Source organism: Staphylococcus pseudoxylosus (genome assembly GCF_003697915.1).
GTDB lineage: Bacteria > Bacillota > Bacilli > Staphylococcales > Staphylococcaceae > Staphylococcus > Staphylococcus pseudoxylosus.
Map to the genome: position 1 here is coordinate 90,063 of NZ_RCVN01000002.1, position 21,519 is coordinate 111,581.

The 21,519-nt window shown below is 33.7% G+C and carries 19 protein-coding genes; 4 read left to right on the forward strand and 15 right to left on the reverse strand.

Annotation, left to right across the window (positions count from 1 at the left end):
• Positions 1-18: 18 nt before the first annotated feature.
• From D9V42_RS02465 to D9V42_RS02500, 8 genes are all read right to left on the reverse strand, one after another.
• Positions 19-915, reverse strand: a complete 897-nt coding sequence (locus tag D9V42_RS02465) for a DUF7916 family protein (RefSeq protein WP_107531396.1) — start codon at positions 913-915, stop codon at positions 19-21.
• Between the two features lie 18 nt (positions 916-933).
• The gene (locus tag D9V42_RS02470; RefSeq protein ID WP_122062903.1) at positions 934-2,256 is read right to left on the reverse strand and encodes a PTS sugar transporter subunit IIC; all 1,323 of its coding nucleotides are present in this window, start codon (positions 2,254-2,256) and stop codon (positions 934-936) included.
• Between the two features lie 70 nt (positions 2,257-2,326).
• Entirely contained in the window at positions 2,327-3,457 is a 1,131-nt protein-coding gene (locus D9V42_RS02475; RefSeq protein WP_107531394.1) for a zinc-dependent alcohol dehydrogenase family protein, read from the reverse strand.
• 61 nt (positions 3,458-3,518) lie between these two features.
• The gene (ahlS, locus tag D9V42_RS02480) at positions 3,519-4,367 is read right to left on the reverse strand and encodes an AhlS family quorum-quenching N-acyl homoserine lactonase (protein WP_107531393.1); all 849 of its coding nucleotides are present in this window, start codon (positions 4,365-4,367) and stop codon (positions 3,519-3,521) included.
• 258 nt (positions 4,368-4,625) lie between these two features.
• A complete protein-coding gene (gene nagB / locus D9V42_RS02485; RefSeq protein ID WP_107531392.1) occupies positions 4,626-5,363 on the reverse strand; it encodes a glucosamine-6-phosphate deaminase in 738 nt (245 codons plus the stop codon).
• 50 nt (positions 5,364-5,413) lie between these two features.
• On the reverse strand, positions 5,414-6,952 hold the full coding sequence (gene ptsG / locus D9V42_RS02490) for a glucose-specific PTS transporter subunit IIBC (RefSeq protein WP_107531391.1): 1,539 nt from the start codon (positions 6,950-6,952) through the stop codon (positions 5,414-5,416).
• Positions 6,953-7,253: 301 nt separating this feature from the next.
• Positions 7,254-8,285: an ornithine carbamoyltransferase gene (argF, locus tag D9V42_RS02495; protein ID WP_107531390.1), complete on the reverse strand. Its 1,032-nt coding sequence runs from the start codon at positions 8,283-8,285 to the stop codon at positions 7,254-7,256.
• A 709-nt stretch (positions 8,286-8,994) separates the two neighbouring features.
• Entirely contained in the window at positions 8,995-10,248 is a 1,254-nt protein-coding gene (locus D9V42_RS02500) for an MFS transporter (RefSeq protein ID WP_107529923.1), read from the reverse strand.
• A 408-nt stretch (positions 10,249-10,656) separates the two neighbouring features.
• Here D9V42_RS02500 and D9V42_RS02505 point away from each other — a divergent pair, with 408 nt between their 5' ends.
• Positions 10,657-12,246, forward strand: a complete 1,590-nt coding sequence (locus D9V42_RS02505; RefSeq protein WP_122062905.1) for an L-lactate permease — start codon at positions 10,657-10,659, stop codon at positions 12,244-12,246.
• 428 nt (positions 12,247-12,674) lie between these two features.
• Here the strand turns inward: D9V42_RS02505 and D9V42_RS02510 are convergent, their stop codons facing one another.
• Positions 12,675-13,694 carry a zinc-binding dehydrogenase gene (locus tag D9V42_RS02510; RefSeq protein WP_122062907.1) on the reverse strand — a complete coding sequence of 340 codons (1,020 nt, stop codon included), beginning with the start codon at positions 13,692-13,694 and terminating at the stop codon, positions 12,675-12,677.
• Positions 13,695-13,715: 21 nt separating this feature from the next.
• The gene (locus D9V42_RS02515; protein WP_107558216.1) at positions 13,716-15,077 is read right to left on the reverse strand and encodes a gluconate:H+ symporter; all 1,362 of its coding nucleotides are present in this window, start codon (positions 15,075-15,077) and stop codon (positions 13,716-13,718) included.
• A 151-nt stretch (positions 15,078-15,228) separates the two neighbouring features.
• Here D9V42_RS02515 and D9V42_RS02520 point away from each other — a divergent pair, with 151 nt between their 5' ends.
• Together D9V42_RS02520 and D9V42_RS02525 are read left to right on the forward strand one after the other, a co-directional pair.
• Positions 15,229-15,984, forward strand: coding sequence for an IclR family transcriptional regulator (locus D9V42_RS02520; protein WP_199193380.1), 756 nt, complete (start codon positions 15,229-15,231; stop codon positions 15,982-15,984).
• A gap of 52 nt (positions 15,985-16,036) precedes the next feature.
• Complete coding sequence (locus tag D9V42_RS02525) at positions 16,037-16,726, forward strand: hypothetical protein (RefSeq protein WP_244204768.1); 690 nt, start codon at positions 16,037-16,039, stop codon at positions 16,724-16,726.
• A gap of 86 nt (positions 16,727-16,812) precedes the next feature.
• Here D9V42_RS02525 and D9V42_RS02530 read toward each other — a convergent pair whose 3' ends face one another.
• From D9V42_RS02530 to D9V42_RS02545, 4 genes are all read right to left on the reverse strand, one after another.
• A complete protein-coding gene (locus D9V42_RS02530; protein ID WP_122062909.1) occupies positions 16,813-17,352 on the reverse strand; it encodes a hypothetical protein in 540 nt (179 codons plus the stop codon).
• Positions 17,353-17,356: 4 nt separating this feature from the next.
• Entirely contained in the window at positions 17,357-17,941 is a 585-nt protein-coding gene (locus D9V42_RS02535; RefSeq protein ID WP_122062911.1) for a TetR/AcrR family transcriptional regulator, read from the reverse strand.
• A 160-nt stretch (positions 17,942-18,101) separates the two neighbouring features.
• Complete coding sequence (ssuE, locus tag D9V42_RS02540; RefSeq protein ID WP_122062913.1) at positions 18,102-18,641, reverse strand: NADPH-dependent FMN reductase; 540 nt, start codon at positions 18,639-18,641, stop codon at positions 18,102-18,104.
• Positions 18,642-18,811: 170 nt separating this feature from the next.
• Positions 18,812-19,201 (reverse strand): DUF1398 family protein, encoded by a 390-nt coding sequence (locus tag D9V42_RS02545; protein WP_122062915.1) that lies wholly within the window; start codon positions 19,199-19,201, stop codon positions 18,812-18,814.
• A 205-nt stretch (positions 19,202-19,406) separates the two neighbouring features.
• Between D9V42_RS02545 and D9V42_RS02550 the strand changes: the two genes are divergently transcribed.
• Positions 19,407-20,642 (forward strand): ArgE/DapE family deacylase, encoded by a 1,236-nt coding sequence (locus D9V42_RS02550; protein WP_122062917.1) that lies wholly within the window; start codon positions 19,407-19,409, stop codon positions 20,640-20,642.
• 115 nt (positions 20,643-20,757) lie between these two features.
• On the opposite strand, the gene argB is transcribed toward D9V42_RS02550, so the two are convergent.
• Positions 20,758-21,519: an acetylglutamate kinase gene (gene argB, locus D9V42_RS02555; RefSeq protein ID WP_107529914.1), complete on the reverse strand. Its 762-nt coding sequence runs from the start codon at positions 21,517-21,519 to the stop codon at positions 20,758-20,760.

Sequence of the window (21,519 nt, forward strand, 5' to 3'; positions counted from 1 at the left end):
CCTCCTCCAATTTTATTTTCAACGTTGAATTGACCTCGCTATCATCGATACTGTATGCCTTTCTCCTCTAATAGCTTTACTTAACTCAAATATATTATTGACTGGCGCCAACCCTCCAAATCCTGCATCACCAATATGCTGTATATCTACTCCACAAACTTTATTCCGAATTGCAAAATCTCTAATTGTGCTTGGATCAGAACTTTCTTGACTTGTGCCAATAGCCGACATAACTAATCCTCCATGTTGATGAACTGCTTTAACTATTTCTTTTAATTGAGTTTCATCAAAACCTGGTACGGTACCAATTGATGGAGTTAAAATAATATCTGCGCCAGCATCTATAAATTTCTTTACAAATGTTTTCGTAATTACAGGTTCATCGACACCTGCACTATGCATCTTACCAGCTATAATTAATCCACTAAAATTTGCTCTTGTGTCTGCAATCGCACTGACAATTCTTTCATTAGATACTCCAGTACCTGGATTTCCTGTCATACAAATAAAATTTATGCCTAATTGTTCTAATGCTTTTACTGTTTTCGGACTTGCCTGTCTGCCTTCACTTATATTTAACTTCTCTTCTGTCATTGTTGCTTGTACATCTACCGGTTCTAAATTCACACCAATCGGTCTGGCTACAAGTCTTCTTAGTTCTTTAATGACATGCTGATCTTCATCTATATTTACAATCTTGGGGTCAAATGCATCTAGTCCATTTAATAAAATCAAATCTGCTCCAAATGCTCTTGATAGCTCTGAATTCGTAATATCAGGAATAACAGGTGTGCGAGTGACGACATTTTCCGCTAGTACCACACGACCATCACTTGCCTTTATACTTTGTTTTAATTCATCAGATGTCATTTCTACTATTTCTGAAGCATTTGCACTTAATAATCTTTTCACCATTTTATCTCCCCTTTATTTTTATTCTTCAGTTTTTTTCATATTCTCTGCTTCTTTTTGTTCTAACTGTAGGTTATATTTTTCCATTGACCGATAAAAAGGATAATAAAGTAAAATATCTACAAGGATACATACCATTTGAACCACAGACCCACTATAATGACCTGTTGCTAAAAATCCACTTATGATTGGTGGGATTGTCCAAGGCATCGCTGTACCATTTGTAAGATGTACTAACCCACTTGCCATAGCAAAATAAGTTATTGTTGCATTAATCATTGGAGCTAAAATAAACGGCACGATAAGTCTCACATTTAACACGACTGGCAAACCAAACAATGTAGGTTCATTAATATTAAATATACCCGGCATTAGTGTCAGTGGTGCCATTGTCTTTGTAATCTTACTAGAGCGTTTCTTAAATGCTAAAATTGCAATCACAATTACCAGACCAATAGTTGAACCACCGCCACCCATAAACACAAAATTATCTATAAATGGTTGTGTAATAATATGCGGTAATTCACCATGTGGATTAGCTTGATATGCTAGACGATTTTCATCTATATTTTTCAACCATATCGGTTGCATAACAGCATTAACTACATTGGCACCATGGATACCTACAAACCAAAATGCGCTATTGAGACCAACTAAGATAATTGTTCCAATCAAAGTGCCCCCCATAAGACTCAATGGAACCCCCAATGTATTGACAATAAGTTCATGAATATTGCCGAAAGGTAAATTATCTAGCAATACAAAGATGATTAGCCACATAATAATGATTACAGCTCCTGGTATTAATGCGCTGAAACTTTTAGAAACAGCTGGTGGGACCTGATCAGGCATTTTTATTCTTATATTTCTATTAATAAACCATTGAAATATTAAACCTGAAATAATACCAACAATTAAAGCAACAAATAGCCCCTGACTTCCCATATACATCTGTGGAATCGCTTCTTCTGGTGCCTTTCCTCCAGTCATTACTTTCGGTGTCACAACTAAAAATGCAGACATAGAAATTATCCCAGCAGAAACGCCATCTGTGTTGTATTGCCGTGCAATACTATGCGCTACCCCAAAACTTGCTACTAATCCCATTAATCCGAACGTACCATTAACTGCTTTCATTAAATATGGTTGAATTCCTTTTGATTCTAGCCATTCAATCCATCCCGGTACTGCAATACCACTGATGACTAAAAATAATGAGCCAATGATAATTAAAGGCATTGCAACTATAATCCCATCCCTTAATGAAATTAAAATTTTATTAGACCCCAGTTTTGAAGCAGTAGGTAACAAATACTTTTCCAATGTGTCATTTAGCTTACTCACATTAACACCCCTTTTAAACCCAAACTGAAAACATATTTAAAATTTCTATAAAAGTATAGGTGAATTATCTTTAAGTGATTTTCACAACTAAGCGTGCCGCTTCTCCTCGGGCTAACCGGTCAAAGCCTTCATTTATTTCTTCTAACGATAAAGTATCTGTTAATAGCTGATCTACGGGCAAACGCGATTGTTTGTATAAATTTACAAACCTTGGTATATCTCGTTCAGGGACACAACTCCCTACATATGAACCTTTAACTGTGCGTTCTTCTGCTGCAAGTGTGACTTGTGGAAACGAAAAATTATGCTTAGGGTCAGGCAGACCTGTTGTAGTAGTCATGCCACCACGTTTTGTTATTTGATAAGCAACTTCCATTGCTGGCACAACTCCAGCAGTTTCAAAAGCATAGTTAACACCCCCACTTGCATAAGTTTTAACATTTTCAACTACCTTATCATCTCCTGAGTTAAATACTGCTGTTGCACCTAATGATTTCGCTAACTCAAATTTATCTTCATTTATATCTAATGCTATAATCTCACTTGCACCTGCAAGGCGAGCACCTAAAATAGCATTAAGCCCAATACCACCTAATCCGACAACTGCTACTGTGCTCCCTGCACTAATGTTAGCTGTATTTATAACTGCACCAATTCCTGTTATCACCGCGCAACCAAATATGGCTACTTTTTCAAAGGGAATATCCTTATCTACCTTCACAATTGAATTGGTTGAAACAACTGCGTATTCCGCAAACCCCGAGATACCTAAATGATGATACATCGTTCGGTTATCTTCTGACAGTAAACGAAAACCACCTGTTAACATTTCCCCCTTTTCGTTAGAAGTTGCACCATTTTCACATAATGCTGGTCGTCCTTCTTTGCATGGAATACAGTGACCACAACTAGGTATAAACGTACATACGACATGATCCCCTTTTTCAAAATCTGTAACGTCAGGGCCTAATTGTATAACCTCTCCTGCCGCTTCATGACCTAATACCATTGGCATAGGTCTAGGCCGACTACCGTTTATTACGGACAAATCTGAGTGGCATAACCCCGCAGCACCAATTTTTATCAACACTTCATTCGTTTTAGGTTCAGATAGTTCTAATGTTTCTATAGTTATAGGCTTGCTTTTAGCGTATGGCTCTATGCTTCCCATTTCATGTAATACTGCAGCTCTTATCTTCATTTAAAAGCCTCCTTGATTAACATCCTAAATAATTAAAATAAATACTAATGTTAAAAGAATATTATTCATAGTATCCATCAGTAGATTTTCTTAATCCTTCAAATTGCTCTCCATCATGACCAAACCAAATTTGCGCACCTTTTTCTTCGGCTAAACGTTTAATTTTTTCTACTGATTTAGTCCAACCAATTGAATCATATAAAATACCTGGAGGTTTTAACGACTCTCCCATACTTTCTTTCGTATAAATTGCATCGGAAGCTAATATAATAGTACCAAGCTCAGCACTTTCTATCTCTAAACCGATCATGCCCCATGCATGGCCACTACCATAATTTAAAATACGAACCCCCTCTACAAGCTTCAAATTATCTTCTTCTTTTTTAATCGTTCTCCATTTTAAGTTATTCTTAATCCATGCATCGATATCAGCCCAAATATAAGCACCTTCTTGTTGATTACGAGCATAAGTCTGCATCGTTCCATTCAATTCGTCATCATGAACAATAACGGTTGCATTGATAAAATATTCTAAGCAACCTGCATGGTCTAAATGTAAGTGTGACGCCACAACAAAATCCACTTCCTTTGGATCCACATCGATTTGTTCCAAACGATTTGGTAAGTGACAAGATTCATCAGCAAAATAAGGAAAGGCTTTTTGAGTAGCATTAATCCACCTACCATTCTCACCCATTGCATTAGGATTACATGCAGTATCAAACAATATTTTAGCTTCAGGATGATCTATATACACTGTGTAAATTGGAAATTCGTACATTTCATTTTTGGCTTCAGGGCTGTCCAAAGTAGCTTGATTTGAATTAGCAATCATCAAATTCTTATCCATTTTCATACGTCCATTATCTAAAACATAAATTTTCATGCGTTCTTTATTCACATTCACCATCACGATACACCCCTTTACAATTGTATAATTACATTATAATTGTAAACGTTTACAAAAATCAATTTTTAAATTATTTAAAACACTTATTTATTCTGAAATTCAATAATTGTTATTCTAAGAAACAATACGCTTAAAAATAAAAACGCAGTGCAGAAATCTAAAATAATTTCTTTAGACATCTGACTGCGCCATTAACTTCATTTCAATCACTAATATGATTACTATTCATAAATTGCATTGTAATATCATGATTATAATTTAGTGATATTTATTAAATTGGAATATTTCATCATCCACAATAACTTCTACATTAGCATGTTGTCGTAATATACTAGCAGGTAACGATTCGGATATATCACCTTCTAAGAGTTGTTTAATTGCATATTGTTTATGTTCACCTAATGCTAACAAAATAATTCGCTTCGCTCGCATAATAGATGAAAGTCCCATCGATATTGCTTGTTTAGGCACGTTTTCAATTGTTTCAAAGTGTTTGCTGTTCGCCTTAATTGTTGAAGGTGCCAAATCAACAACGCTCGTCACGCTATCAAAAGATGTATATGGCTCATTAAAACCAATATGCCCATTTTCACCAATCCCTAAAATTTGAATATCTGCAGGACCTATATCGCATAAGAGTTGTTCGTAAGTCCTAGATTCTTGTACAACATCTTTTGCGTTCCCCATTGGTAAATGTATATTATTCTTTTGCCATGAATCATTATGCTTAAATAAATGTTCATTCATATACACATGATAACTCTGTTTATGGTCTGGTGCTAGACCAACATATTCATCTAAATTAAACGTCACCACACGTGATAAATCAATTTGATTAATATTCAATAATTCTGATAAATATTTATAAACATCTATCATTGTACCGCCTGTTGCCAAACCTAGAACCGTATTAGGTTTAGTCTTAAGTTGTTTTAATAGCTCAGTTGCTAAATATTGACTAGCTATAGTTTGGTTTTTCAAATTTATAACATTCATCTTTTCACCGTATCTTCCTGCAATCTTTAATACCCTTTTTACATGTTGTATTATAATTTTTCATTCTCTAAAAGCTCCTCAACTTCATTTTTTATCGTAGTAACATGAGGACCATATATAACTTGAACGCCATTCCCTTTTTGAATAACTCCTCTAGCTTGCGTGGCTGTTAACATAGATTTATTCACATCTTTATCACTATTTAACGTCACTCTTAAACGAGTAGCACAGCAATCAACTACATCTATATTTTCTTTACCACCAAGTGCTTGGATTATTGTCTTAGCACGATCGGTTGCTTCTACAGTGTCTGTTGCCGTTTCATCTTCACGGCCAGGTGTTTTGAAATTGAATTTCGTTATCAAGAATCTAAAAATAACGTAATACATCATAAACCAGATGATACCAACAGGGATTACCCACAAGAAATTTGTTTTAGAGTTTCCTTGAAGCACACCAAATAATAAAAAGTCTATAAAGCCCCCACTAAAAGTTTGGCCTACAGTTATATTAAAGATATCTGCCATCATAAATGCTAATCCGTCTAAAAACGCATGAATCACATATAATAGAGGAGCAACAAATAAAAAACTAAACTCTAATGGTTCTGTAATACCTGTTAAAAACGATGTTAAAGCTGCAGAGAGCATCAATCCTCCTACAACTTTTTTACGTTCTGGTTTAGCCGTATGGTAAATTGCTAATGCTGCCCCACAAAGCCCAAACATCATGGTAATAAATCTACCAGACATATATCGTGAAACACCTGAAAAGTATTTTGTAACGTCAGGGTCCCCTAATTGTGCAAAGAAAATATTTTGCGTCCCATGAACCATATGCCCTTTAACTTCTAACGAACCTCCCAAAGCTGTTTGCCAAAATGGTAAGTAGAAAATATGATGCAATCCAAAAGGACCTAATAACCTCAAGATAAAGCCAAAGAAAAATGTACCAATTATCCCTGTTTTGTCTACTAATCCACCAACACCAAAGATCCACCCTTGTACTGTTGGCCAAACAAAAAACATAATGACACCCAATACAATCGAAGCAATTGCTGTAATAATCGGTACAAAACGTGATCCTCCAAAGAAACCAAGGTAGTCAGGTAGAGATATTTTATGAAACTTATTGTGTAAAAGCGCTGTCATTATACCAGTGACAATCCCACCAAACACCCCTGTTTCTACAGTTTGAATTCCTAGTACCATACTTTGTCCTACTTCAGCTAAATTGTCTTTCGCTAATGTTCCAGTTATAGTTAACAATCCATTCATAGATGAATTCATGATTAAAAATCCGAGCATTGCTGCTAATCCAGCAGTTCCTTTATCACTCTTTGCCAGCCCTATGGCTACACCTACCGCAAATATAACTGGTAAGTTTTGAAAAACAATATTTCCAGCAGATGACATTAAAATAAAAATATTCTGTAATAAACTCATATCTAATACTGGATAAGCTTTAACCGTATTCGGATTACTTAAAGCACCACCGATGCCTAGTAATAAGCCTGCTGCCGGCAAAATTGCTATGGGTAACATAAATGATTTCCCAAATTGTTGTGCTCTTTCAAACAATTTACTCATAATAGCTAACCTCCTACTTATCCTAAATATACAGCCAAAGAAAATGATAATCAATATTTATCTAATCAATGAAAATTATTTTCATAAATCAATTTACTTCTCTTGTAATAAACATATAAATCCATAAAAAAAGAGGCCGACATTTATAAATGTCGGGGCCTCGGATAATATATTGGCAATGACTAACAATATTGAAAGTCAGCTTTCATCATTTCTATAATAAAAGTTGCTTTACTAGTACAAGATGGACAGAAAAGGTAATTTGAAAAACATTTTTGCCCTAACTTTTTAACATAATTATTTAAAATATGTCACCTAATGTAACTGCCATAATTGCTTTAATTGAATGTAATCTATTTTCTGATTGATCAAAAATAACAGCATGCTTTCCTCTGAATACATCGTCTGCAATTTCCATTTCAGTCAGATCATATGTTTTATATATTTTTTGACCTACTTCTGTGTTCACATCATGAAATGCTGGTAAACAATGTAACACTATCACATCTGGATTCATCGTATTCATTAACATTGATTCATTTACTTGATAAGGCAACAATTGATTGATACGGGATTCTAACACCCCTTCATCTTCACCCATAGAGAACCAAACATCTGTATAAATTGCATCAGTTTGATATATCGCTTGTTGAATATCATCAGTAATCAAAATATCACTTTGTGAATCAGCAGCATATTTTTGAGCCAATATTTGAATATCATTATTCGGTTGTAAAGATTCTGGTGCAGCAATATGAACATTAACGCCTAATATTGCGCCAGTAATTAATAAATCATGTGCCACATTATTTCTAGCATCGCCGACATAAGTTAATGTCTTTCCTTTTAAAGTGCCCCAGTTTTCTTTTAATGTGAAGAAATCCGCAATCATTTGTGTTGGATGCCATTCGTTAGTTAAGCCATTCCACACTGGTACGCCAGCGCTTGTAGCAAGTGCTTCTACGTCTTTTTGGTGATGTCCTCTAAATTCAATACCATCATACATTCTACCTAATACTTTTGCAGTGTCTTCTGCAGACTCTTTAACTCCTAAGTGAATATCACCTTGCCCAAAATATTCAGGGTATGCACCTAAATCATAGGCAGCAACACTGAAAGCTGAACGCGTTCTTGTAGAAGGTTTTTCAAATAAGAATGCTAAGTTTTTACCTTTTAAATAAGGATGCGGGATATTACGCTTTTTCTTTTCTTTTAATTCACCAGTAAAATCAATTAAAGTGTTCAATTCATCAGCAGAAAAATCACATGTTTTCAAAAAATGTTTACCTTTAAATGTCTGTAGCTTGTTTAGTGCTGTTGTGTACGCCCCAATTCCATCACTCCAATATTTTTATAAGATTTATATACATAATAACTGCTATTTTAAATAAAATCAAGTATAAATATACCTTATATTGTATATTGTTGAATTATCTCATAATTCTCTTGTCTAAGCATTCCTATTTCTAATTACTTCTACACATAAGCGTAATTTTATGTCAGTTAAGCAATTAAAATATCTGACAATCAACACTTATGAAGTTAAAAGTTTTATTTATGCGTTGCAAAACATTTAATGAATTCTTTATAGTATCTTTATGTTGTAATAAGTTAATCAATGGAGGTGAATTGTGATGTTTAAAGAAATCTTAGCTCTTATAAAGCAAATCGCTGCTCATTTTGTTTCTGGCGGTTTTCAGGAAAAATAAGCAAGGACATTGTTGTTCCACCTCAAAAACCTCATAATCACATTAAACTTTAAAAATGAATATAGTAACCAGTCATTAAGCGTCGATTTATAAAAAGCCTATTAACTATCCCACCATAGATTAATAGGCTTTTATTGTGTACTTATTATCAGTTTTTATACTTAATTTTTTGAATAAATATTTCATATTCATTCAAAGAATGAATGAGTTATTTTATTTTCAAGTTATGACATACAAAACAGGAAGTATAACCAGTCAATCATTTAACAAAGATTGATTTCTGCTCTACTTCCTGCTTTAATTTAAGTTCTTTATTCAATTGGTTATAGTGTCTTAAACTGCTTCCTTATCTTCACTTATCCCCCTCTCTTCTGGTGTTTTTAAGAAACGTGTCATAATAGCACTAGCTACATATAAACCAAATATTAAGTACATCATACCTTTCACACCAATACTATCGTAAAACAATGCAACTAACCCTGGTCCAGCAAAAACACATAATCCTGCACCTAAATTCAATATTGCCATTGCTGGGCCTTTGTCACCATCATGAACAAGAGACGGTACAAGCGCCGATATTGGCACGAAACCTGCTAAACACATCCCCCATAAAAATCCTACAGTTCCTACGATAAATACATTTCCCGTAAAAATTTCAGGCATAAAATATAATCCTAAAGTGAATACAGCACAACCGACACCGCCGATATATGAAATGGTATTCTTCCATCCTATTTTGTCGCTCAGGGCCCCAAATATTATATTAAAAATAATATTTGCTATAAAAATAGTCCCCCAAATATTTAGCCATGTTGTTGTAGCTATACCTTTGGTTGATAAATATATAGGAAGAAACAATGGAAATGCATATTGAGCTGCCTGGTTTATAATTCTGACAATACAAGCTACTGCTACACGAGGTTCTCTTTTTAATATTGTAATACCAGCGCCCATTTCTTTCAGATGCGTTTTAAAACCACCTTCTTTATGTTCAAGTTCAAATTGATCACGATTTACAAATACTGCTAAAAACGTTCCGATAAGTACCCAAATAATAGCTGTCCATAAAGTAAAGAAATGTCCAAATAATTGAATTGTAATTGAAGAATAAAATGAACCAAGGACACTTAATCCTCCTGTAAATACAAACCAAAACCATCCAACAGCTGCACCTAAACGCTTTTGTGGAGAACGATATGCAACCCAAACTAAAAATGAATAAGCAAATAAAGGATAACCAAAACCTCTAATTGCATATGAGGGTATCATCATTTCATAGTTCATAGTTGGAATTGCTAGACCTACAAAAATAATATGTCCAATAATATATAGCAATGTACCTAATAACATTACTTTTCGTGGTCCTATCACTTCCACTAAAACACCCGAAAACCATGATCCTATTGCAATAGTTACGCCATAACAAGTTGTTAATAATGCTGTTTGTTGTACGGATAAACCTTGGTCATGTAAATATGGACTAATCCACGCTAATTCTAGACCATCGCCCATCATAAATATAAGTACACCAATGTATCCCCATATTAACGTCGGTGGCATTCCCATCTTAGCTAATTTATCATTCATCTATAACACCCCTGTTTATAAAATATCATGCTAATTATCCTTAATTTCGAGAATATCTTTCCTTCATGCTAAAGTTACTTTATCCATAAAGTGCTATCCACAAAATCAGAAAGCGCTTTCAGATATTGTAGTTATTTTATTTCATTTTTTTATTTTATGCAAATTTATTTTCGTTTATTTTCATTATTTTAGGTTATTAGTAATAAAATGGTAAAATTTCAATTTCAAAGTATCATGCTTACCCATTCTTTCTTGTTAAAAAAGTGTATTTTCTCAAAAATATAATAGATTTTTAATGGGATTTTTTATTTAACAATGATTGAATTTTTTTATGAATGCGATTACAATTAAGGATATTTAGTCATCATATGACTTGATGATATCTATTTTATGGGAGATGTGATTTTTATGATGCTTCTTGTTGCTTTTAGTGCAGTTATTGTTCCATTTATTTTCTTAGTATTATTACGTATGTCTGCATTAAAAGGAATGGCGATAAGTGCAATTATTATAACTTTATTAGGGATTTTTGTTTGGGGGATGAATGGTGATGTCATCATTGCATCATTATTACAAGGGACGCACAAAACATTTACTATTCTTTATATTTTATTTGGTGCTCTTTTATTACTCAATACATTGCGTCAAACTGGTGCAGTAACTCGTATTAATGAAGGTTTTAAAAAGATATCAGGTGATATGCGTGTCCAAGTTATCTTAGTCGCTTTTTTATTTGGTTCTTTAATTGAAGGTGCATCTGGTTTTGGAACGCCTGCAATGGTAACCGCTCCGCTAATGGTTGCGTTAGGGTTTCGCCCGATTATCGCAGTAGTAACTGCACTCGTTGCAGATAGCGTAGCCGTTTCATTTGGTGCTGTTGGTACACCTGTCCTTGTAGGACTTAGTACATTAAATGACGCAGATAGCGCTTTCTTTCAATCGACGGCAGAACGTATTACAACTTTAGATTTATTGAGTGGTATTTTCATACCTATTATTTTAATTACTGCAATGGTGATATTCTTCGGCAAAAATAATAAACTTAAATCTATCGTTGAAATGTTACCTTGGCTTGCTCTAATTGGTATTGTTTATGCCGGCTCTGCTTTTGCATATGCCTTTTTATTTGGCGCAGAATTTGTTGCTATTTTAGGTTCTTTAACTGGATTAATCGTTGCTGTTATTACCGCTAGAAAAGGCTGGTTATTACCAAAAGAAGAATGGACAGATGGTTTAAATCATGATTATGAAGTTAGTACAAAAGAACAATCAATGCCCTTGTTAACTGCTTGGGCCCCTTATTTAATGGTTGTTGTCTTATTGTTACTCACAAGAACCGTTCCAAGCATCAAGCATTTTACGACGAATGTATTGGATCTTTCTTGGAATAACATTTTAAATTTTGAATCAATCACATCTGAATGGGAGATTTTATATTCACCAGGAACAATCCTTATACTTTCAGCGATTTTTGCTGTTTTTATACAACGTAAACCATTAAAAGATATAGGACATGCCAGTCTTGATTCATTAAATACTATCAAAACAACTGGAATTACACTCATTGCCACTCTTGCAATGGTACACGTATTTATTAACTCTGGCATTAATACACATGATTTAATCAGTATGCCAGAATATATAGCTAAAGATATGGCACACTACTTAGGACCGATTTGGTTATTTGTCGCTCCATTTTTAGGTGCATTAGGTTCATTTATAACAGGAAGCGCAACTGTTTCTACGTTGACATTCTCACCTATACAATTAAATATTGCTCAAACAATTGGCGCCGAACCATTCACTGTATTAGCAGCTCAAATTATCGGAGCAGCAGCCGGAAATATGATATGTGTTCACAATGTTGTAGCCGTTTGTGCTGTCGTTGATATGCCTGGAAAAGAAGGCAGTGTTATTAGAAAAACGCTCGGACCTGCGTTACTATATTGCCTACTTATAGGTATCAGCGCTTTCATATTTACATGGTTATTCTTTTAGCTAAAAACGACTTGCTATTAAACAATAGCAACATATATTAAAAATTTATTTTAGAAGTGGATTTATCAATCAATAACTTAAAACTAAATTTCAGTTTAGGCGTAATCCATAAGTTGTAATATATTAAAGTCCCACTAGCTCAATCAAATGAGAGGTGGGACTTTTTGTTATCTTAAATTACTTAATTATCATTCTTTAAATACTAAATGCCTATAAGTTTCATAGAGAAATTATAGCAACTCCTAGTAAAAAGACTCTCCCTATATAAATTAAACAATGCTTAGGCTTACAAACCTTAAAAATCTAATATTTAAGATGCTTAGATTGTGTTGTTATAAATCTTGTTATACCTGTATGTTTTCTAAATAATTACTGCTCCGTCCAAACTGAAATATGAGACTATACGCTCCATTCTTAATAATAAGCGTTTATAGTTTGATTATGACCTTAGAAGATAATTTAGAATTGGCAGCTATTTCAAAAGCTTCTCTAAAGTTTTCGATATCATATGTTTGAGTAATCACATTAATAATCTTCTCATTTTTCGCTAGCACTGTTAAAGCATCTTCAATTTCTCTATTAAAACGATAACATCCACGATAAGTAGCCTGTTTGATATTAATCGGACTTAAGTTAATTGGTGAAGATTTATCCTGTAAATTACCAACTTGAATTATTGTACCACCTATATTTACAGCCTTAAATGCAGTCGATACTGCCGGAGTAGCTCCAGAACACTCTAATACTACATCGTATCTATCTTCAGGAATATTATTATCTGTAATATTTAATGTTTCGATATCGCCTAAATCATGTGCACGCGCTAATGGTTCTTCTAACATATCACTAATCGTCACGCTTTCTGCTCCCAAGGTAAAAGCTGCTCCTGCAGCTAGTAATCCAATTGGCCCAGATCCTGACACAAGTACTTTTTTACCTGTAACACCGCCTGCTAAATTAATCGCATGCATACCCACACTAAGCGGTTCAGCTAACGCTCCCATCTTTAAAGAAACGCTATCTGGTAGTGGTAATATTTGCGCTTTATCTACTAGCATTTTTTCTACCATACCACCTTGTTTATGTGGTAAATACCTAGCCGATCCTAAATATGATCCATTCGGCCATATCTCAGGATTATGTGGCGCATGTGCTAATTTATCCCCATAGGTAGCAGGATGAACTGTCACTTTTGTTCCTTTTGGAAGTGTCGTTCCTTTATAATCCGTAGCTTCAAGTAAAACTCCGCTTAATTCATGCCCCGGTATTAAGGGTTCTCTAATCACTGCTGGACCACTAGATCCTTCTGCCAAATAGTGTAAATCTGAGCCACATATACCCACGTACTTAACTTCTATAAGTGCTTTTTCTGGATCATTTTGTGTACTTATTTCCTCAATTTCTTTTAACTCAATATCTTCTTTTCCATTAATAAATACAGCTTTCATCGTATTCATTCTCCTTTCAAATTAAATAATCATATTTAAAATCAATACAAATACTAGACCACAAACCGATATCGCTGTCTCTAAAACAGACCACGTTAAAAAAGTTTCTTTTACAGTCAAACCAAAATACTCTTTAAAAATCCAAAAGCCAGTATCATTCACATGTGAGAATATAATACTCCCTGCGCCAATGGCTAACGTCACTAATGCTAGATTAGCATCAGTAGCTTGTAATAAGGGGAGTACTATACCTGTAGTAGATATAGCGGCAACAGTTGCTGATCCTTGTGCAATCCTCAATAAAGAAGACACAATCCAAGCTAATAAGATTGGGGACATGCTAGAGCCGACAAACATATGCTCAATTGTTTTTCCTACACCACCATCAATCAAAATTTCCTTAAATGATCCGCCTGCACCCAAAATAAGTAACATCATCCCAATTGGAATAATGGCAGATGTAGCACTGTCCATAATTTGATTCATCGTCCTCTTTCTACGAATTCCCATTGAATACATAGCAAAAAGTAATGAAATCAGCATTGCTATTGGTGCATTACCAATAAAATAAATAACACTTTCAAATTGATTGGTTGCACCATCTTGATGACCAGTGATCATTTGTACAATAGTCGCAAATAACATCAATATAACTGGTAACAATGCAGTAAACACACTAAGGCCAAACCCTGGTTGATCTTTTTCTTCAATCGATACTTCAGAAACAATATTAGTCATATCAATTTCTTTACTATATGCACTCGGGGACAATTTGGGTAACATTTTGACTAATAAACCACCAACGATAACCACCGTTGGTACCGCTACAATGAGTCCATATAATAATACTTGTCCTAAATTAGCGTTTAACTCTTTTGCAATGACTACTGGACCAGGATGCGGGGGTAAAAATCCATGCGTTACCGAAAGGGCAATAGCCATTGGTATACCAATCTTCATATGTGATACACCTAAACGTTTTGCAATTGTAAACGCTAAAGGTATCAATAGTACTAATCCAACTTCAAAGAAAAGAGCAATACCAATGATGAATGACGCTAAAATCATTGCCCATTTAATATATTTCTCACCAAATTTATCTATAAATGTATCTGCAATTCTATTTGCGCCACCACCATCTGCAAGCAACTTACCTAAAATAGCTCCTAACCCAAATATTATTGCTACGCTTCCTAAAGTGCTCCCCATACCTTTTTCTACAGTTTCTACGATCTTGTCTAGTGGCATACCTAAAATCATACCAGTAAAAATCGATGTCACTATCAAAGATATAAAGGCATTAATCTTACATTTAATAATTAAAAATAACAGTACAACAACACCTAATACAACACTGATTAATGGCCAGAACTCTCCAAACATTTCAACACACTCCTTTTATCTCATATTTAGCTGCCCATAGCTTTTATAACTTTTACACTTGTTCCATATTATGAAATGTTATATCATATAATAGAATACTTTATTAGTATAAAGCGAAAATGAAAACGTTGTCAATTTGAGGAGTGAAATGATGTCCAATGTTCAATCAATCGATCGTGCATTAAATTTATTAGAATTGATATCACATCATAGCCCGATATCATTAAATGAACTTGTAACAAAAACACAGTTATCTAAAACTACTGTACATCGTTTAGTTAAATCTTTAATCGATAATCATTATGTAAAGCAAAATCCTTTAACACATCAATACGAATTAACTTATAAATTATTTCAATTAGGCTATTCTAGCATCAAAAACATTGATTATTTAAATATCGCTAAAAGTTTCATTAGTCAACTTTCTTTCACAGTCAATGAAACGTGTCATTTAGTCATTGAAGATAAAAATGAAATTCTCTATATTGAGAAATTCATTCCAAATGATGCCATTTATACAATGGCCTCTAAAATAGGTCTACGCGTACCTATGTATTGTACTGCCGTAGGAAAAGCAATATTATCTAAGTATGATGACTATACGATTCAAGCTATTTGGGATAATTCTGAAATTATTCCTTACACAAAGCACACTATCACTAACTTTGATGCTTTTATGGGGGAAATTGAAATGATTCGTAAACAAGGTTATGCAGAGGATAAAGAAGAAAACGAAGAAGGTATTTATTGTGTTGGCACGTATTTCGTTAATTATCGTAATGAAGTACAAGGCGCGATTAGTTTGTCCTTTTCAACGACCCAATTGCAAAACAAAGAATTTTATATTACTCAACTTCAAAATACAGCAAATAACATTTCAAAAAACTTAGGTTTTATAAACTCTTAACATTATCATCATCATTATTATTTTGATAAAGTACAGTTAAATCATTATATATATGGGTACTACGTGGGGATGGGATATGCATATGAAATTTGAAAGTATAACGTTATTAACGTCAGAATTGGAAGAAACAAGACAGTTTTATGAGGAAACATTAGAATGTACGGTTGAAATCATTGACCAAGAATCATTTATGGTTGAGATTGGTGAAACAGAATTGCATTTTAGATATGCACATGACATTAATCAACCTTATTATCATTTTGCTATTGATATTCCTTATAATCATTTTTTGGAAATGAAAAACCATTATCAAAATATTTTATTTCTATTGATGGAGAACAAACAACATACAACTTACTTTGAAGCTTTTGTTGCACATTCTGTTTACTTCAATGATCCTTCTGGAAATATTGTCGAATTAATTGCTAGAATCTCTAACATGACAGAAGAACCCGAATTTTCAAGAATTAGCGAGATTGGTTTTGTGTGTAATGATACAGAGTCTGTCTACCAAGCTTTAACGCAATATCAATTGGAAACGCATGAACAAAAACAATTTGTACCTGACGCCTTGAATTTTCTAGGTGATAAACGTGATGAAAGTTTTATTTTATTGACGCCCGAACATAGAAGGTGGTTCTTTTCTGAAAAGACATCATCCGCCTTCCCGATAGAAATTAAAACGCAACAATTTGATTTAATTTATGATCACTTCCAACAATGGCATTTAATACCATCATAATGAGGACATAATAAAAGCGATACGTATTTCACATGCGGAATCAACAATTTTGATTTCACACGTGTGCGTATCGCTTTTCAAAATATTCAAGACTTTTCTGATCTCGGCCATATAAAATAACTTAAAGCTATCAATAAATCTATGATTAATATTAAAGTCCATAGTTTAATTACATGAACCAGTGCCGCTACATTATCAGCATACCCGACAATTCCAATGATTATCCATAGCAATCCAGTCCCAAGAGTATAAGCAAACACATGTCTAATCCAACTTATTAAATATTTTTTTGCATGCTTAATTCCAGTAATTTTGACAGGTCGTTCATCTGTTTTCAAAACGAAGTATTTAAATCTTTCATCTGCCCATCTAATCATTTGTTTACCAAACGCTATAGACACACCTATATAAACTGCTGCTATACCATGTGGGATTGTAGCCGCTGCACCGTTTAACAAATCTAAGCTCATTGTAATAACTAAAGTTAAATCAATAACAGGTGTAAGTACAAAGAAAAATAATCCTAATTTTTCTCTTCTCATCACATAGCGTGATATCAGTCCGAGTATAATAAACACCCAAAATAATATTTCTGCTGTTATGAGTAATATTACAATCCAATTCATCTTATCACTCCTTTAACCAGGAATTCACTTCATTTACTACTAACTGAATAATATCTTCATTCGATATCATTTCTGAGTTTAATAATTTATGCAATGCTAATCCATCTAATAAAGCATGCGCTTTTATAATTGACAAATTTTGATTCAACGAATTATCTAATAAATCGTGTTTGTCTAAATACGTTATTGATAACTCAATTAATGACTTAATTTCATCCCTCATGAATTCTTTACCAACTTGATGTAATTCATAATGAAAAGCCATCCAAACTTCCATATCGGCATATCGTTCCTTATCAAGTGGTATAACAGTCAACAGCCCTTGTATTACTTTATCTACAATGGATAATTCTTCATTACTATATATATCTTGGATTCTTTGCTTAACTTTTCCTATAACTTCCAAAAATACCATTTCAAGTAACTTGCTATGATTCGGATAATAATAGCGTATTTGTCCCGGTGTCATTTTTGCTAAATTTGCAATGTTCCTAACTGTCGCACCTTTAGCACCTTCATTTACTATGGATTGCCATGCAAACTGAACAATTTGCTTTTTTTTCTTTTCGTGATCTACAATTTTTGGCATCTTTGTCACCCTTTTTAATACAGCTGTGTTAATAAAGCACAAATAAATGGAATCATATTATTCACTTCATCTTAACATTTTTTAATACAGCTGTGTTAAAAAAGAGTAAATAAAGACACAACACATTGATTGTGTCTTTATTATTTTTATTAATTTCAATTTATTCCGTCACTTGAGATTTATCACTGACAAACTTTTTTAACGTTTTATTCAGCCCATCTTGAGCTTCTTGATCATAGCTATATGTCCCATCTGCGTTTGCAGTAATATGCTTATCTAAAATAAATCTACCTTTATGAATCGTATCTGCACCTAGCTCTTTAATCACTGGGTCCAAGCTATATTGAATCGCAAGTACATGTGCGAATGTGCCGCCTAATGCTAAAGGTAACACCGTTTTCCCTGTAAATGCACTACGTGGTAATAAATCGAGATAAGTCTTAACTATACCCGAATATGCTGCTTTAAATACTGGAGATACGATGATAATACCATCTGCATTTTCAATTTTTTTATGTGTTTCATTAATTGAGTCATTAGAAAAATCTGCTGTAATCAATGCTTCTGCATCTAACTGATGCACATGAATGATGTCAGTCTCAATACCTACATCATTCAAATATTGTTCGGCATAATCCACTACACCTGTTAGACGTGATTGTATTTTATTGCCACCTGCAATAATTGCTACACTTGCCATATTAACGAACCCCTTCCCATAGCTTGATATAACATCACTCTAATAAACAACATAAAACATGCTGACTTTAAATGATAATTATTCTATGAGCCTACCGTATCATCAATGATTAATACTGTCATAGCATTCGTCTTAAAACGCAATTCTTTTCTTACATCTCAATCAAATAATTATTGCGCAATCTGTTCGACTATAACAATTTCATTTTTTAAATTTATGTAAGCACATGTTCCAGCATCAATACTTATATGCCACTTGTAAATGCCTGCTTGAGCCATTTCATCACAAAAGATTTGAAAATCTGTTTTACCTATTTGATGTCGTTTCAATGATTCTTGTATTTGCTCTTTATCTGTATGTTGTGATATAGGCACGGTACTCTTCACACCTCTATCTATAATTTGCTCTCCACTTTGATGCGTATATACTGTAGTTCCATTCTGAATATCAACGGTATTAATTGTTATCCCCATTGCTTTAAACGCTTGAAATAATTTTGGAAAATCTATCCCGGTATATTGTTGGTGTGCTTGTTGAATTGCAGACAATGAAAAAGTCATAATCTTTCTCCCTTAGTATTTTATTTTTTACTATCATATCTTTAATAGTTTGACAAAACAAGGTTTTTCAAAACCATATATAGCGTAATAACTTTACACAAAACAAATAAAATTATTATAAGATTTTAAATAAAAGTCCTTTTGCTTATCAAATTAAATTGCCAGATGTATAATTGTGATAGTTTTTTAAAAGGAGTGGTATGTTATGAGTACATTTTCTAACGAAGAAAAAGTACAAATTTTATCTGATATTGTGGCAATGAACACAGTAAATGATAATGAAATTGAAGTGTGCGAATATTTTCAAAAACTATTTGCACAACACGGTATTAATTCTACGATTGATAAAATTGATGACCGTAGAGCAAACTTAATTGCTGAAATTGGCGAAGGACAACCTGTTATCGGAATTTCCGGTCACATGGATGTTGTTTCTGAGGGTGATCATAGTCAATGGACTTACGAGCCATTCACATTAACTGAAGACGATGGTTTCTTATATGGCCGTGGCGCTGCAGATATGAAATCTGGTCTTGCCGCTTTAGCCATTGCATTAATTGAAATCAACAACACACAATCATTAAAACAAGGACGTATTAAATTCTTAGCTACAACTGGCGAAGAAATGGAGCAACTTGGTTCACAAAGTTTATACGAAAAAGGTTATATGGACGATGTTGAGGCACTTGTAATAGCTGAACCATGCCAAGATATGATGGTTTATGCACATAAAGGTTCCATGGACTATCGTATAAAATCTCACGGTACATCCGCACATAGCTCAATGCCAATCCTCGGCTTTAACGCAATTAAGCCCTTAATCGAATTTATTCAAGATATTGATGCTTCTTACAATAAAATTTCTAAAGAAGTAAAAGGCAACGCTTTAGATTTCACTCACTTTATAGATAGAATGAAACAATCCCTACCTGCAACATATGCTGCAGAAGAAATTGAAAATGCCCTACAAGGCCTTGTAATCACAAATACTTTAATTAAAGGTGGCGTTCAAGTCAATTCTGTACCAGAAGATGCAGATGCAGACTTCAATATCCGCACAATTCCAGAGTATAATAACGATCAAGTTAAAGCATTGTTTGACGATACACTTGAAAAACATAATGCTAACGGGGCTAGATTAGAAAGTGATTTATATCTTGATTTAGACCCTGTTCTGACTACAGGTGAAAATAGTCTAATCGATACTGCTCAAACAATTGCTAAATCAGCGTTTGATAAAGATTTCATTGCAGCTCCAATTGGTGGCGTTACAGATGCTTCTAATTTATTACGTGGCAAAGATGAAAACTTCCCATTCTTAGTATTTGGCCCTGGAGAAAAACCACACCAAATTGACGAACGAGTTGAAAAATCAATGTACTTCAAATTTATTGACTTCTATACAGACTTATTAACTACTTACACAAACAACCATAAATAGAAGGAATTATTAAATATGAAAAAGGGCTTAACTCTTATGTGTTATAAGACTTAAGCCCTTTTTCATATTCTTTATATTATATAAACTACATACAGTTACTATTAGAAAAGTATATCTATTGTTGTATCGTGGTTCCCACATTTTTGCCATCTTGTAATTTTTGAATAATATGTGATTCGCTTCCTGCTGCAATCACCACTTTCTGACAGCCAAGTTCAATCGCTTGAATTGCATCTTGTACTTTTGGAATCATTCCTCCATATATCAATTCTTGATCGATAAAACATTGAATACGTTCTGCATTCAACGATGGCTGCACTTCTTTATCGATTAATACGCCTGGAATATCACTTAAAAGATAAAGTGGCGCATGAAGTGCTTGCGCTATTTTATAAGCTAATGTATCCGCGTTAATATTATATAATTGCGACGTTGCTTGATTCATACCAATCGAGGCAATAACTGGAATAAATTGGTCCGTTACTTTATCAAATACAGATGTATTTATATCTTTGGGTTCACCTACATATCCATATTTTTCGTCTAGTGGTGCTACATCAAAAAGTTTAGCATCTATACCATTCATACCAATACTTTGTATATTAGATTGATTAATTTTGCTTACTAGATCTGGATTTACAGTACCTATTAACGTTTGACTAGTCACCGACAATACTTCTTCTGTCGTAACTCTTAAACCATCTTCAAACAAAGGCGCCACACCTCGTTGCTCTAATGCCTTATTTATAAATGGTCCGCCACCATGAACAATAATTGGTTGATAACCTTGTTGCTTTAATTTAGAGACATCCTCAATCGTCGAATCATGTAAATTAGTTAAAGTGCTACCGCCTATTTTTATAACAATATAACTCAT

Excerpts from the sequence above, each read along its gene's own strand:
- ssuE (WP_122062913.1), bottom strand. The coding sequence starts at position 18,641 with ATGGCAAGTGTAGCAATTATTGCAGGTGGCAATAAAATACAATCACGT.
- D9V42_RS02475 (WP_107531394.1), bottom strand. The coding sequence starts at position 3,457 with ATGAAGATAAGAGCTGCAGTATTACATGAAATGGGAAGCATAGAGCCA.
- D9V42_RS02515 (WP_107558216.1), bottom strand. The coding sequence starts at position 15,077 with ATGTTTGGAGAGTTCTGGCCATTAATCAGTGTTGTATTAGGTGTTGTT.
- D9V42_RS02525 (WP_244204768.1), top strand. The coding sequence starts at position 16,037 with ATGGGTACTACGTGGGGATGGGATATGCATATGAAATTTGAAAGTATA.
- D9V42_RS02505 (WP_122062905.1), top strand. The coding sequence starts at position 10,657 with ATGATGCTTCTTGTTGCTTTTAGTGCAGTTATTGTTCCATTTATTTTC.
- D9V42_RS02530 (WP_122062909.1), bottom strand. The coding sequence starts at position 17,352 with ATGAATTGGATTGTAATATTACTCATAACAGCAGAAATATTATTTTGG.
- nagB (WP_107531392.1), bottom strand. The coding sequence starts at position 5,363 with ATGAATGTTATAAATTTGAAAAACCAAACTATAGCTAGTCAATATTTA.
- D9V42_RS02500 (WP_107529923.1), bottom strand. The coding sequence starts at position 10,248 with ATGAATGATAAATTAGCTAAGATGGGAATGCCACCGACGTTAATATGG.
- argB (WP_107529914.1), bottom strand. The coding sequence starts at position 21,519 with ATGAGTTATATTGTTATAAAAATAGGCGGTAGCACTTTAACTAATTTA.
- D9V42_RS02510 (WP_122062907.1), bottom strand. The coding sequence starts at position 13,694 with ATGAAAGCTGTATTTATTAATGGAAAAGAAGATATTGAGTTAAAAGAA.
- D9V42_RS02520 (WP_199193380.1), top strand. The coding sequence starts at position 15,229 with ATGTCCAATGTTCAATCAATCGATCGTGCATTAAATTTATTAGAATTG.
- D9V42_RS02465 (WP_107531396.1), bottom strand. The coding sequence starts at position 915 with ATGGTGAAAAGATTATTAAGTGCAAATGCTTCAGAAATAGTAGAAATG.
- D9V42_RS02545 (WP_122062915.1), bottom strand. The coding sequence starts at position 19,201 with ATGACTTTTTCATTGTCTGCAATTCAACAAGCACACCAACAATATACC.
- ptsG (WP_107531391.1), bottom strand. The coding sequence starts at position 6,952 with ATGAGTAAATTGTTTGAAAGAGCACAACAATTTGGGAAATCATTTATG.
- D9V42_RS02535 (WP_122062911.1), bottom strand. The coding sequence starts at position 17,941 with ATGCCAAAAATTGTAGATCACGAAAAGAAAAAAAAGCAAATTGTTCAG.
- D9V42_RS02550 (WP_122062917.1), top strand. The coding sequence starts at position 19,407 with ATGAGTACATTTTCTAACGAAGAAAAAGTACAAATTTTATCTGATATT.
- ahlS (WP_107531393.1), bottom strand. The coding sequence starts at position 4,367 with ATGGTGAATGTGAATAAAGAACGCATGAAAATTTATGTTTTAGATAAT.